Annotated in this window: 11 protein-coding genes and 1 riboswitch; of the genes, 9 read left to right on the plus strand and 2 right to left on the minus strand. The window is 69.3% G+C overall.

The annotated features are described in order from the left end of the window. The 7 genes from HQ308_RS06650 to araA all read left to right on the plus strand — a co-directional run bounded on the left by HQ308_RS06650 (position 1) and on the right by araA (position 8,771). Positions 1-1,626: a sugar ABC transporter ATP-binding protein gene (locus HQ308_RS06650; RefSeq protein WP_261775836.1), complete on the plus strand. Its 1,626-nt coding sequence runs from the start codon at positions 1-3 to the stop codon at positions 1,624-1,626. Then, entirely contained in the window at positions 1,623-2,729 is a 1,107-nt protein-coding gene (locus HQ308_RS06655) for an ABC transporter permease (protein WP_261775838.1), read from the plus strand. The genes HQ308_RS06650 and HQ308_RS06655 overlap by 4 nt, the downstream gene beginning before the upstream one ends. After that, entirely contained in the window at positions 2,726-3,769 is a 1,044-nt protein-coding gene (yjfF, locus tag HQ308_RS06660; RefSeq protein WP_037183810.1) for a galactofuranose ABC transporter, permease protein YjfF, read from the plus strand. Before HQ308_RS06655 ends, yjfF begins: the two co-directional genes overlap by 4 nt. Further along, positions 3,766-4,794, plus strand: a complete 1,029-nt coding sequence (locus HQ308_RS06665) for a LacI family DNA-binding transcriptional regulator (protein WP_027503751.1) — start codon at positions 3,766-3,768, stop codon at positions 4,792-4,794. Before yjfF ends, HQ308_RS06665 begins: the two co-directional genes overlap by 4 nt. Further along, a complete protein-coding gene (araB, locus tag HQ308_RS06670; RefSeq protein WP_222646004.1) occupies positions 4,791-6,473 on the plus strand; it encodes a ribulokinase in 1,683 nt (560 codons plus the stop codon). The genes HQ308_RS06665 and araB overlap by 4 nt, the downstream gene beginning before the upstream one ends. Further along, positions 6,470-7,147 (plus strand): L-ribulose-5-phosphate 4-epimerase, encoded by a 678-nt coding sequence (locus HQ308_RS06675; protein WP_222627238.1) that lies wholly within the window; start codon positions 6,470-6,472, stop codon positions 7,145-7,147. The genes araB and HQ308_RS06675 overlap by 4 nt, the downstream gene beginning before the upstream one ends. A gap of 79 nt (positions 7,148-7,226) precedes the next feature. Beyond that, positions 7,227-8,771, plus strand: coding sequence for an L-arabinose isomerase (gene araA, locus HQ308_RS06680; protein WP_222646005.1), 1,545 nt, complete (start codon positions 7,227-7,229; stop codon positions 8,769-8,771). A gap of 9 nt (positions 8,772-8,780) precedes the next feature. On the opposite strand, the gene HQ308_RS06685 is transcribed toward araA, so the two are convergent. Together HQ308_RS06685 and HQ308_RS06690 are read right to left on the minus strand one after the other, a co-directional pair. Further along, on the minus strand, positions 8,781-9,533 hold the full coding sequence (locus HQ308_RS06685; RefSeq protein WP_261775869.1) for an exodeoxyribonuclease III: 753 nt from the start codon (positions 9,531-9,533) through the stop codon (positions 8,781-8,783). Positions 9,534-9,627: 94 nt separating this feature from the next. Next, positions 9,628-10,779, minus strand: a complete 1,152-nt coding sequence (locus tag HQ308_RS06690) for an MFS transporter (protein ID WP_027503756.1) — start codon at positions 10,777-10,779, stop codon at positions 9,628-9,630. Between the two features lie 296 nt (positions 10,780-11,075). Continuing rightward, a riboswitch (SAM riboswitch) is annotated at positions 11,076-11,194 on the plus strand. A gap of 226 nt (positions 11,195-11,420) precedes the next feature. On the opposite strand from HQ308_RS06690, the gene HQ308_RS06695 reads away from it, so the two are divergent. Both HQ308_RS06695 and HQ308_RS06700 read left to right on the plus strand, forming a co-directional pair. Continuing rightward, entirely contained in the window at positions 11,421-12,776 is a 1,356-nt protein-coding gene (locus tag HQ308_RS06695) for a bifunctional o-acetylhomoserine/o-acetylserine sulfhydrylase (RefSeq protein ID WP_081821014.1), read from the plus strand. 56 nt (positions 12,777-12,832) lie between these two features. Next, on the plus strand, positions 12,833-13,924 hold the full coding sequence (locus HQ308_RS06700; protein WP_222627242.1) for a homoserine O-acetyltransferase: 1,092 nt from the start codon (positions 12,833-12,835) through the stop codon (positions 13,922-13,924). The last annotated feature ends 65 nt before the right edge of the window (positions 13,925-13,989 follow it).

Consider the following 13,989-nt stretch of genomic DNA (forward strand, 5'->3'; position numbering starts at 1 on the left):
ATGAGCACCGAGATGATCGTCCCCCCGCCGACCACGACGGCGACGGAACCGATCGTGGAGATGACGGACATCTCCATCACCTTCGGCGCCGTCCGTGCCCTCGACGGCGTCTCCCTGCGGCTCTACCCGGGCGAGGTCCACTCGCTGATGGGCGAGAACGGTGCCGGCAAGTCGACGTTGATCAAGGCGCTCACCGGCGTCTACCCGATCGACAGCGGCACCGTCACCGTCGACGGGACCGTGCACGAGTTCGCGAGTCCGGCGGCCGCTCAGGCCGCCGGCATCAGCACGGTGTACCAGGAGGTCAACCTCCTGCCCAACCTCACCGTGGCCGAGAACATGCTGCTCGGGCGCGAGCCGCGGCGGCTCGACCGACTGCTCGGCGGCACCGGCGGCGCGGTGCGCACCGTTCTCGACGCCGTGGGCGGTATCGACACCCGGGCGATGAACCGCCGCGCACGTGCGACGCTCGATCGACTGGGCCTCGCGGTCGATCCCGCGTCGGTGCTCGGCGATCACCCCATCGCCGTGCAGCAGTTGATCGCGATCGCTCGTGCGGTGGACGTCGACGCCCGCGTGCTCATCCTCGACGAGCCCACCTCCAGCCTCGACAAGGACGAGGTGGAGACCCTGTACGGGGTCATCGAGCGGCTGCGGGACGCGGGTACGGCCGTCGTCTTCGTCTCCCACTTCCTCGACCAGGTCTATCGCATCTCGGATCGCATGACGATCCTGCGCAACGGACGCCTGGTGGAGGAGCGGTCGGTGGCGGACACCCCGCAACTGACCCTGGTGGAACTGATGATCGGCCGGGAGCTCGACACCCTGCGCGAGTTGGACGACCGCGAGCCCACGGTGGTCGATCCCACCACCGAACCCGTCATGGAGGTGCTCGGCCTCGGCCGCAAGGGCGCCCTCGAGGCGACGGATCTCCGGCTGTACGCCGGGCAGGTCGTCGGCGTCGCGGGGCTGCTGGGATCGGGCCGCACCGAACTGGCGAGGTTGCTCGGCGGGGCGGACCGCGCAGATTCCGGCACCATCGAGATCCACTCCACCCGTCGACGTTTCCGCACACCACGCAACGCGGTCGATCGACGGGTCGCGCTCACCAGCGAGGACCGCAAGGCGGACGGCGTCGTGGGCGACCTGACGGTGGCCGACAACATGATGCTCGCGCTCCAGGCCACTCGTGGGTGGATGCGCCCGATCCCCCGCGCCACCCGCACCGCCCTGGTGGAGAAGTACATCACTGCACTCGACATCCGTCCCGCGGACCCGAACGCGTTGATGCGCAACCTCTCCGGCGGCAACCAACAGAAAGTGCTGCTCGCGCGCTGGCTCGTCACGGAACCGGAGATCCTGATCCTGGACGAGCCCACCCGCGGAATCGACATCGGCGCCAAGGCGCAGATCCAGGCTCTCGTGGCCGATCTCGCCGAACGCGGGATGTCGGTCGTGTTCATCTCGGCCGAGCTCGAGGAGATTCTGCGCCTCAGCGACCGCGTCGTCGTGATGCGCGATCACCACCTGATCGACGAGCGCGTCAACCACGGAGTCTCCGTCGACGACGTCCTCGCGACCATCGCGGCGGGGACCCGCGCAGACGACAGGAGTTCCGAGGCATGACCGACACTCTGGGAGTACGACCGACGTCGACTCCCCCGCCACGGCCGGCGTCCGACGCCCCGGCCGGTCGCCGGACCCCGGGATGGATGTCGCACCCGGTCGTCTGGCCGTTGCTCGCCCTGATCGCGCTGATCGTCGTCAACGTCGTCGCGACACCGGACTTCCTCGACATCAGGATCGAGAACGGTGGCCTGTTCGGCAACGTCGTCGACATCGCGCGGAACTCCGCGCCGCTCATCCTCGTCGCGGTGGGCATGACGCTCGTGGTCGCGACCCGCGGCATCGACCTGTCGGTCGGCGCCGTCGCCGTCATCGCGGCGGCCGTGGCCTGCACCCGTATCGCGGCCGCCCCGGACGAGGGCGCCGTCACCACCGTCGTCATGGCCGTCGTGTGGGCACTGGGAGCCAGCGTGCTGCTGGGCCTGTGGAACGGACTGCTGGTGTCGGTGTTCGGGATTCAGCCGATCATCGCGACCCTGGTCCTCATGGTGGCCGGCCGCGGCCTGGCCATGCTCATCACGGACGGTCAGATCACCACCGTGCAGGACGGGGCCTTCAGCTCGCTCGCCTCGGGGATCGTCCTCGGACTCCCCGTGGCACTGCTGATCGCGCTCGCCGTCGTCGTGGTGACCGCCCTGCTGACCCGCCGTACCGCGCTCGGCATGCTCGTCGAAGCGGTCGGCATCAATCCCGAGGCCAGTCGCCTCGCGGGAGTGAGCGCCCGCACGATCGTGTGGACCGTCTACGTCTTCGCGGCGACATGCTCCGGCATCGCCGGTCTCATCATCGCCGCCAACACCAACTCGGTGAACGCCAACAGCCTCGGTCTGTGGATCGAGCTCGACGCGATCCTCGCCGTGGTGATCGGCGGCACGGCACTCACGGGCGGACGCTTCTCGCTCGCCGGCACCGTGGTCGGTGCGCTGCTCATCGGCACCCTGACCCGCACCATCCCGAATCTCGGCATCCCTTCCGAGGCCAACTACCTCTTCAAGGCTCTGGTCGTCATCGTCGTCTGCCTCCTGCAGTCACCGCGTGCCCGAGCGTCACTGCTGGGCTTTCGACACAGGAGACCGACGACTCGAAAGGCGGCCCGGTCATGACCGATCTGCTGACACGCCCCCCGGCCACCTCCACTGCGCCGTCCCGCTGGGACCGCATCCGGCGCTATTCGCCGCCGAGCAGGTTCCTGCCGGTCATCGCCACCTTCGCGTTGCTCGTCGGCCTGTTCGGCGTCGGCGAGATGCGCTACCCCGGCTTCGCCGACCCGCAGCTGTTCCTCTCCCTGTTCGTCGACAACGCGTTCCTGATCGTCCTCGCTGTGGGCATGACCTTCGTCATCCTGACCGGCGGTATCGATCTCTCGGTCGGCTCCGTCGTGGCGCTGTCGACCATGATCGCAGCGCGCACACTGCAACTCGGCTGGTCCCCCGTCCTCGTCATCGCGGCCGTGCTGCTGTGCGGCACGCTGCTCGGCACCACGATGGGCGTGTTGGTGCACTACCTCCAGATCCAGCCGTTCGTCGCCACGCTCGCCGGCATGTTCCTCGCCCGTGGTCTCTGCTACATGATCGGCGTCGAGTCCATCCCCATCACCGACGAGACGTTCAGCTCCATCGCGTTCGCCGTGATCGAGCTCCCGGGCGGCTACACCATCACGTGGAGCGTCGTCATCGCACTCGTGACCGTCGCGGTGGCGGCCTACGTCCTCGCATGCACCCGTTTCGGCCGGTCGGTCTACGGCATCGGCGGCAACGAGGCGTCGGCCGTGCTGATGGGACTGCGTGTGGCGGCGGTGAAGGTGGGTGTCTACTCGATCAGCGGTTTCTGCGCCGCGCTCGGCGGACTCCTGTTCGCGTTCTACGCCCTGTCGGGTTACAGCCTCCACGCGGTCGGCATGGAGCTCGACGCGATCGCCGCCGTCGTCATCGGTGGGACGCTGCTCACGGGTGGCCGAGGCTACGTTCTCGGCTCGGTCGTCGGTGTCCTCATCCTCGGTGCCATCCAGACGTTCATCGCGTTCGACGGGACCCTGAGTTCGTGGTGGACCCGGATCACGGTCGGAACACTGCTGCTCGTCTTCGTCGTCGCTCAGCGTCTGACCACGGTGCCGCGGGCCCGCTTCCGTCCGAGGCGAGCATGACCACCACGACCGGCACGGACGGTCGACCTCCCGTCATGGCCGACGTCGCCCGGCTCGCCGGCGTGTCCCATCAGACGGTCTCCCGAGTCATCAACGGACAGAACAACCTTCGCCCGGAGACTCGGGAACGGGTCCAGCGTGCCATCGACCAGCTCGGGTACCGGCCCAACCGGGCCGCCCGCGCCCTGGTGACGAAGCGGTCGGCCACCATCGGCATCATCGGCTCCAAGCTCGGGTTCTGGGGCCCGAGCACCACCCACCGCACCGTCCAGAGCGCCGCCCGCGAGGCCGGTTTCTCGGTCAGCGCGGTCAGTCTCACGACCCTCTCGCGCGACGAGCTCGTCGACGCGATGCACCACCTGCACGACCAGGGCGTCGAGGGCATCGTCCTCATCGCCGCGACCGACGACGCGGTGGCCGCGGCGCGCTCCGAGGAGGCGGTGGTGCCCGTCGTCGTCGTGGAGGGCGATCCGCTGACATCGCGCTGGACGGTCGGCATCGACCAGGTCGGCGGCGCCCGCCTGGCCACCCGTCACCTCGTCGATTCCGGACATCGACGCATCGCCCACCTCGCGGGTCCGCTGGGTTGGGCCGAGGCTCGCGCGCGCGAACAGGGGTGGCGGGAGGTCCTCGACGAGGCGGGGCTGCCGTGGACCCCTCCGCTCCGTGGTGACTGGTCCGCGCGCAGTGGGTTCGAGCGCGGCTCCCGGTTGGCGGCCGATCCCGACGTCACGGCGGTGTTCTGCGCCAACGATCAGATGGCGCTGGGCCTGCTGCGTGCGTTCCACGAGCACGGCCGTCGAGTGCCGGAGGACGTGAGCGTCGTGGGCTTCGACGACATCCCCGAAGCCGCCTATCTCATCCCTCCGCTGACGACGATCCGACAGAATTTCACCGAGGTGGGCCGACGCGCCATCGAGATCCTGCGAGCGGCGATCGACGGGACCGGCGGTCCCGAGACGCAGATCGCTCCGGAACTCGTCGTGCGCGCGAGCACCACCCGAGCCACAGGAGAACAGCCATGACGACGCCCGATCACGAGACCTATACCCTGGGAGTCGATTTCGGCACATTGTCCGGACGGGCCGTCGTCGTGCGGGTCTCCGACGGTGCCGAGCTGGGTACGGCCGTGCACGAGTACCGACACGGAGTCCTGGAGTCGACGCTGCCCGGCGGCTCCGTGCGACTCGGCGACGCCTGGGCCCTCCAGGTTCCCGACGACTACCGCGACGTGCTCCGCACCGCCGTTCCCGCAGCCCTGCGCGATGCCGGTGTCCCGCCCGACCGGGTGGTCGGCATCGGGACCGACTTCACGGCGTGCACGATGGTGCCCACGCTCGCCGACGGCACCCCGCTCGACGAGGTCGCCCAGTTCGCCGATCGGCCGCACGCCTACGTGAAGCTGTGGAAACACCATGCGGCGCAGGGCCAGGCCGATCGCATCAACGCCCTCGCCGCGGAGCGCGGCGAGGCGTGGCTCCCCCGCTACGGCGGATTGATCTCGTCCGAGTGGGAGTTCGCCAAGGCGTTGCAGATCCACGAGGAGGACCCCGAGGTCTACGACGCCATGGAGCGGTGGGTCGAGGCGGCGGACTGGATCGTCTGGCAGCTGTGCGGACGCTACGTCCGCAACGCCTGCACGGCGGGCTACAAGGGCATTCTCCAGGACGGCGAGTACCCGTCGGCCGAGTTCCTCACCGCCCTGGCACCCGGGTTCGCCGCGTTCGTCACCGACAAGCTCGACCAGCCGATCGGCGAACTGGGTTCTCGTGCAGGATCTCTGACCGCCGAGGCGGCCGCGTGGACCGGACTGCCCGAGGGAATCGCCGTGGCCGTCGGCAACGTCGACGCGCACGTCACGGCGCCGGCGGCCCGCGCCGTGGAACCCGGGCGCATGGTGGCGATCATGGGCACCTCCACCTGTCACGTCATGAGCGCCGACGTACTGCGGGAGGTTCCGGGGATGTGCGGCGTCGTCGACGGCGGCATCGTCGCGGGGTCCTACGGGTACGAGGCCGGGCAGTCCGGAGTCGGCGACATCTTCGGATGGTTCACGCGCACCGGGGTTCCTGCCGACTACCGCGACGCCGCCGCCGAGGCCGGCGAGTCGGTCCACGAGTACCTGACCCGGCTGGCGTCCGAGCAGGAGGTCGGCGAACACGGGTTGGTGGCCCTCGACTGGCACAGCGGCAACCGATCCGTCCTGGTCGACCACCGACTGTCGGGACTGTTGCTGGGTACGACTCTCGCCACCAGGCCCGAGGACATCTATCGGGCACTGCTCGAGGCCACGGCCTTCGGCACGCGGGTCATCGTCGAGACCTTCCGCGCCAGCGGTGTTCCGGTCGAGGAGTTCGTCGTCGCCGGCGGACTGGCGAAGAACCCACTGCTGATGCAGATCTACGCCGACGTGCTGCGCATGCCGCTCTCGGTCATCGGGTCCGACCAGGGTCCGGCGCTGGGATCGGCGATCCACGCGGCAGTCGCGGCCGGCTGCTACGCCGACGTGCCCGTGGCCTCGAAGGCGATGGGCCGCGTGCACCGCGGCGCGTACCAACCCGACGAGGGCCGGTCGCAGGCCTACGACGCTCTGTTCCGCATCTACTCCGATCTCCACGACCACTTCGGACGTCAGGTGTCCACCATGCGCGACCTGCGGGCCCTCCGCGGCGACGTGCTCGACCGGAAGGCGGTTCGACGATGACCGTTCTCGACAGCGCTCGCGGCACCGTGGAGGCGGTCCGCGCCGAGGTGTGCGCGCTGCACGCCGAACTGGTGCGGTACGGACTGGTGGTGTGGACCGCCGGCAACGTGTCCGCTCGGGTCCCCGGCCACGATCTCTTCGTGATCAAGCCGAGCGGCGTCTCCTACGACGACCTCACCCCCGAGAACATGGTGCTGTGCGATCTGCACGGCACCGTGGTCGAGGGCGATCATGCCCCGTCCTCCGACACCGCGGCCCAGGCCTACGTCTACCGCCACCTCGATCACGTCGGCGCCGTGGTGCACACCCACTCCCCCTACGCGGTGGCGTGGGCCGCCCGCGGCGAGCCGATCCCGGTGGTCACCACGATGTGCGCCGACGAGTTCGGCGGCGACATCCCCGTCGGACCGTTCGCCGCGATCGGTGACGACTCGATCGGACGCGGCATCGTCGACACGCTGCGTGGCAGCAGGTCGCCCGCCGTGCTGATGCAGAACCACGGCGTCTTCGCGGTGGGCCCGACGGCGCGGTCCGCCGTCAAGGCAGCGGTGATGTGCGAGGACGTCGCACGGTCGGTGCATCTCGCACACCAGCTCGGCCGGCCTCTGCCCATCCCGCCGGACGCCGTCGACGCGCTGCACGACCGCTACCAGAACGTGTACGGCCAACGCTGAACCGCCGCAGCACCACTCGCTCCGCACCCGTCTTCACCCGCACTCGTTCCACCGCCTCTGCGGTGACCAGGAGGTTCCCATGTCAATCGTCGAAACCAGGTCCGCCCCGTCCCCCTCGCCCGCACCGTCCGGTGTCGCCCGACCCGAGGTCTGGTTCCTCACGGGCAGCCAGAGTCTGTACGGTCCCGAGACTCTCGAGCAGGTGGCGGTGCAGTCCCGCACGATCGCCGAGAAACTCGACGATGCACTGGGTGTGACGGTGGTCTGGAAGCCGGTGCTCCTCGACGCGTCGTCCATCCTGAACCGGATGCGCGAGGCCAACACGACCGACGACTGCATCGGGGTGATCACCTGGATGCACACCTTCTCCCCCGCCAAGATGTGGATCGCCGGCCTCGACGCCCTCGACGTGCCCCTCCTGCATCTGCACACGCAGGCCGGGATGTCGCTGCCGTGGTCGACCATCGACATGGAGTTCATGAACCTCAACCAGGCCGCGCACGGCGACCGGGAGTTCGGTCACATCCAGTCCCGCGTCGGTGTGCTGCGGACCACCGTCGCCGGACACGTCGACGATCCCGCCGTCGTCCGGCGCGTCGAACAGTGGACGTGTGCGGCGCGCGGTCGCGCCGACATGCGGTCGCTCCGGCTGGCGCGCTTCGGCGACAACATGCGCGACGTGGCCGTCACCGAGGGCGACAAGGTGGAGGCTCAGCTGCGGTTCGGTGTCTCCGTCAACACCTACGGTGTCAACGATCTCGTCGAGGTCGTCTCCGCGGTGGACGAGGCCGCGGTGTCCGCACTGGTCGACGAGTACGTCGAGACCTACGACGTCGCGTCCGCGTTGCGGCCGGGCGGCGATCGACACGAGTCGCTGCGCTACGGCGCTCGGGTCGAGGCGGGAATGCGACAGTTCCTGACCGAGGGCGGATTCGGCGCCTTCACCACGAACTTCGAGGACCTCGGCGGCCTGCGTCAGCTCCCCGGACTCGCGGTCCAGAGGCTGATGGCCGACGGGTGGGGCTTCGGCGGCGAGGGCGACTGGAAGACCTCGATGTTGTTGCGCGCCATGAAGACCATGGCCATCGGGCAGCCCGGCGGCACGTCGTTCATGGAGGACTACACGTACCACCTCGTGCCCGGCGAGGAGAAGATCCTGGGGGCACACATGCTCGAGGTGTGCCCGTCCATCACCACGGCGACCCCGACTCTCGAGATCCATCCGTTGTCGATCGGCGGGCGCGAGGATCCCGTACGACTGCGCTTCACGGCGGATCCCGGCGCCGGCATCGTCGTGGGCATCTCCGACGTCGGCGAACGGTTCCGCCTCACCGCCAACGTCATCGAGGTCGTCGAGCCGGACGAGGCGCTGCCCTCCCTGCCGGTGGCCTGCGCCGTGTGGAAGCCGCAGCCCTCGCTGTCGGTGTCCGCGGAGTCGTGGCTCACAGCCGGCGCACCGCATCACACGGTGCTGAGCACCGCGCTCGATCTGCCGGTACTGGAAGCGTTCTCGGACATGATCGCGGTGGAGCTGCTCACGATCGAGGAGGGCACCACCACACGAGACTTCCAGCGCACGTTGCGCTGGAACGCCGCGTACCACCGACTGGCCGCCGCGTTGTGAGCCGACCGGTCAGCGGTAGACGACGGTGACCGGTGCGTGGTCGGACCACCGCTGGTCGTAGGTGTCGGCCCGCTCGACCACGGCGTCTTTCGCGCGGTCCGCGAAGTCCCGGGTGGCCATCTGGTAGTCGATGCGCCACCCGGCGTCGTTGTCGAAGGCCTTACCGCGGTACGACCACCAGCTGTAGGGCCCGTCGACGTCCGGGTGGAGCGCTCGCACCACGTCGACCCACGCGCCCGACTCACCGACGAGAGCGTCGAGCCAGGCGCGCTCGCTCGCCAGGAAGCCGGACTTGGTGCGGTTGCCCTTCCAGTTCTTCAGATCCCGTTCGGTGTGCGCGATGTTCCAGTCGCCGCAGACCACGTGATGCTCGCCCGAGGACGCGAGCGCCGCGAGACGGTGCTCGAACGAGGCCATGAACCGTTCCTTGGAGTCCTGCTTCTCGTTGCCCACCTCACCGGACGGCAGGTAGAGACTGGCGACGGTGACGGCCGGATCTGCTCCGACTGCCGGGAAGCAGGCCTCGATCCAGCGCCCCGCGTCGTCGAACTCGGCGCTCCCGAACCCGACGACGGCACTGTCCGCAGGAACCCGCGACAGGATGGCGACACCGTTGCGGCCCTTCGCGGACGGCTCGGCGGACACGAGATGCCAGCCCTCGCCCAGCGCGGGAGCGAGGCAGGCGAGCAGCTCCTCGTCCGTCGCCCGCGTCTCCTGCAGGCAGACGATGTCCGCCGCGGACTGCTCGAGCCACTCGAGCATGCCCTTGCGCACCGCGGCGCGCACTCCGTTGACGTTGACCGACGTGATGGTGTGAGACACCGCAGCACCGTATCCGACAGGGCGGACAGGACCGTCAGGCGGCGAGACGAGCGTCGGTGCGACGCTGCATCGCCACCGACGTGGCCAGAACGGCGATGCCGGCGATCGCGAGACCGGCACCCACCACGGCCGGCGCCGTGTAGCCGAAGCCCGCGGCGATGACGGCGCCGCCGAGGGCGGCCCCCAGCGCGTTCGCGAAGTTGAACGCCGCGTGGTTGAGCGAGGCGGCGAGGGTCTGCGCATCGGCGGCGACGTCCATCAGTCGCGTCTGCAGTCCGGGCACGATGGCGGATCCCGATGCGGCGATGAGGAACACGACGATCAGAGCGGTCACCGGGTTGTGCGCCGCGGCGACGAACACCGCCAGGCTCACCGCGACGGACGTCATCGCCAGGAAGAGCCCGGGGACGAGCATGCGGTCCGCGATCCATCCGCCGGCCATGTTGCCGACCACCATGCCGAGGCCGTAGATCATCAGCGCCAGGGGCACCGCGGCCTTGGACAGACCGGCCACGTCCGTCAGAGTCGTGGCGATGTAGGTGTACACGGCGAACATGCCGCCGAAGCCCACCATGCCCACGAAGAGGGTCATCCACACCTGCGTGCGCCGGAAGGCGCCCAGCTCGGTCCGCGGGTTCGTGGTGGGCATCGAGTCCAGTCGCGGCAGCCACACCGCGAGGGCGGTGACGGTGAGGGCACCGATGACGGCGACGATGCCGAACGCGCTGCGCCAGCCGAACGCCTGGCCGATCCACGTGGCCGCCGGCACACCGACGACATTGGCGACGGACAGTCCCATCATCACCATGGCCACCGACTTGGCACGCGCACCGGGATCGGCGAGGTGGGCGGCCACCAGCGCTGCCACACCGAAGTACGCGCCGTGCGGCAGTCCGGCGACGAAGCGGGAGGCCATCAGCTCGTGGAAGCTGGGCGCGAACACCGTGCCCAGGTTGCCGAGAGTGAACGCCACCATGAGGGCGAGAAGCAACGTCCGCCGCGGTACCCGCGCCGCGAGCGCGGCGATGACGGGCGCACCCACCACGACACCGACGGCGTAGGCGGAGATGAGGTGGCCGGCGCTGGGCTCGGACACCCCCATCGTGGTCGCCATCTCCGGGAGCAGGCCCATCGAGACGAACTCCGTGGTGCCGATGCCGAAACCGCCGAGCGCGAGCGCCAGCATCGCGACGCGTCGGCGGCGCACCCGCAGCCGATCCGCCGCGGGGTCCGCGGCAGCAGCGGGAAGGACGTCGAACGCGACGGAGGGGGGTGTCACGAGCTCACTTTCGGGTCTGCGCCCGTCGTCGATCGTTCATGATCGATTCAGAAGCGCTCGGGTGGTCAACGACGACGGGCGCCCCGAGAGGCGCCCGATCACCTGACCAGTCTGACCGTCGGCAGGATCATTCGCCAATCGAACGATCGTGAGTTCGGCCACCCTCGTGCCGTCGACACCCGACCCGCTACCATTCCCGCCAAGGTCATGAGTGCCAGCATCGAGCCCCGGCTTGCTGGCCGGCAACCCTCCAACCGCGGTGGGGTGCCCCGGGTGATGACCGGGTTACTCGGCCCGCACGGGCCGAGAGCAAGCGCGGGCCCGTCTCCTCGGGCCCACCGACCGACGATCTCGGAGGTACCCATGTTCACCCACCGACTGTGTTGTAGCCGGCGATAGGCCCCGACCCTTCTCTCCACGAAGATCGGCTCGCCTACTGCGCTCTGCACACGGTGAGGTGCCTCTCGTGCTGCGGGCGTGGCGCTGCCGACGTGGATCCCACTCGAGCACTCCACTCGAGCACCACCCCCACGAGGAGCACGACACCCATGACCGATCACACTTCCGACACCGGTGCCACCGAGGGCGACGTCGTCGACGCAGCCGGAGCACCCGTCGAGGATCCGGCACTGAACTGGAGCTTCGAGACGCGGCAGGTGCACGTCGGACAGGTTCCCGACGTCACCACCCACGCGCGCGCCCTGCCGATCTACCAGACGACGTCCTACACGTTCGACAACACCGACCACGCCGCCGCGCTGTTCGGGCTCGCCGAGCCGGGCAACATCTACACCCGCATCATGAACCCGACGCAGGACGTCGTCGAGCAGCGCATCGCGTCGCTCGAGGGCGGCGTCGCCGCACTGCTCGTCTCGTCCGGCCAGGCCGCCGAGACGCTGGCGATCCTGAACATCGCCGAGACCGGCGACCACGTCGTCTCCAGCCCCCGTCTGTACGGCGGCACGTACAACCTCTTCCACTACACGCTGCCCAAGCTGGGCATCACCGTGTCCTTCGTCGACGATCCGGACGACCTCGACCAGTGGGAGAAGGCCGTCCGCCCCGAGACCAAGGCGTTCTACGGCGAGACCATCTCCAACCCGAAGAACGACATCTTCGACATCCGCGGAGTGTCCGACGTGGCACACCGCCACGGCATCCCGTTGATCGTCGACAACACCGTGGCGACGCCGTATCTGATCCAGCCTCTGAAGCACGGTGCGGACATCGTGGTGCACTCGGCCACCAAGTACCTCGGCGGCCACGGCACCGCGATCGCCGGCGTCATCGTCGACGGCGGTGGCTTCGACTGGACACAGGGTCGCTTCACCAATTTCACCACCCCCGATCCCAGCTACCACGGTGTGGTGTTCGCCGATCTCGGCGCTCCGGCCTTCGCACTCAAGGCCCGCGTGCAGCTGCTGCGCGACATCGGCGCGGCGGTCTCCCCGTTCAACGCGTTCCTCATCGGCCAGGGCATCGAGACACTGTCCCTGCGCCTCGAGCGACACGTGCAGAACGCGACGGCGGTCGCACAGTTCCTCGAGCAGCGCGAGGAGGTGACCAGCGTGAACTACGCCGGGTTGCCGTCCTCCCCGTGGTACGAGCGCGGACAGGAACTCGCCCCGCGCGGAGCGGGTGCCATCGTGGCGTTCGAACTCGCGGGCGGTGTCGACGCGGGCAAGCGTTTCGTGGATGCGCTGGAGCTGCACAGCCATGTCGCTAATATCGGAGACGTGCGTTCACTGGTGATCCATCCCGCGTCGACGACGCACTCGCAGTTGACGCCCGAGGAGCAGCTGGCCTCCGGAGTCACTCCGGGCCTGGTGCGACTCGCAGTCGGTATCGAGGGAATCGACGACATCCTGGCCGATCTGGAGAAGGGTTTCCGGGCCGCATCTTGACACTCGATCTCCACTCGCCTGCCCGTCCGTCGGCATTTCCGCCGGCGGACGGGCAGGTGGGCACCGTGCACATCGGCGACGTTCCCCTCGAAAGCGGACGCGTGGTTCCCGACGCGACGGTCGCCGTGCAGCGGTGGGGCGAGGTCTCGCCCGCGCGGGACAACGTCGTTCTCGTCCAGCACGCGCTCACCGGGGACTCGCACGTCACCGGACCGGCCGGACCGGATCACCCGTCGCCCGGGTGGTGGACCGGCATGGTGGGTCCCGGCGCACCCCTCGACACCGATCGCTGGTGCGTGGTGGCGACGAACGTGCTCGGCGGATGCCGAGGTACCACGGGTCCCGCGTCGCTCGATCCGGACGGTGTCGCGTGGGGATCCCGATTCCCGGCCATCTCCATCCGCGACCAGGTGGCGGCGGAGCGCATGGTCGCCGACGCCCTCGGCATCGACCGCTTCGCGGCGGTCGTCGGCGGCTCCATGGGCGGTATGCGCACTCTCGAGTGGCTGGTCTCCTACCCGGACCGTGTCGCCTCGGCACTGGTGCTCGCCGTCGGTGCGCGCGCGTCCGCGGACCAGATCGGCACCCAGACCACGCAGATCGCCGCCATCACCGCCGACCCCGACTGGCAGGGCGGTGACTATCACGCCTCCGGTCGCGCTCCGCGTGCCGGACTCGCCGTCGCTCGGCGCATCGCGCACCTCACCTACCGCACCGAGCACGAACTCGACGCCCGGTTCGGCAACGAGCCCCAGATCGGCGAGGACCCGCTGAACGGCGGGCGCTACGCGATCGCGAGCTACCTCGAGCATCAGGCGACCAAGCTCGTCGACCGCTTCGACGCCGGGACCTACGTGCTGCTGTCGGAGGCTATGAACCGGCACGACGTGGGCCGCGGGCGAGGCGGGCTCGAGGCGGCCCTGGGGTCGGTCCGCACGCCCACCATCGTGGGCGGCGTCGACTCCGACCGGCTGTACCCCCTGCGGCAGCAGCAGGAGATCGCCGATCTGATCCCCGGGTGCGACGGGTTGCGCATCATCTCCTCGCGCGACGGCCACGACGGCTTCCTCACCGAGCCCGACGCGGTGTCCACGATGCTCGTGGCCACCATGGCGTTGGCCTCCGACGCACTCGCGGCGAAGGACTGACCCTCACGCTCCCCTGAGCTTGGCAACTCTCACAAAGAAACCTGAAGTCCTCGAGGACGAGGGAA

Origin of the sequence: Rhodococcus sp. BP-241 (assembly GCF_019836145.1) — a bacterium.
GTDB lineage: Bacteria > Actinomycetota > Actinomycetes > Mycobacteriales > Mycobacteriaceae > Rhodococcoides.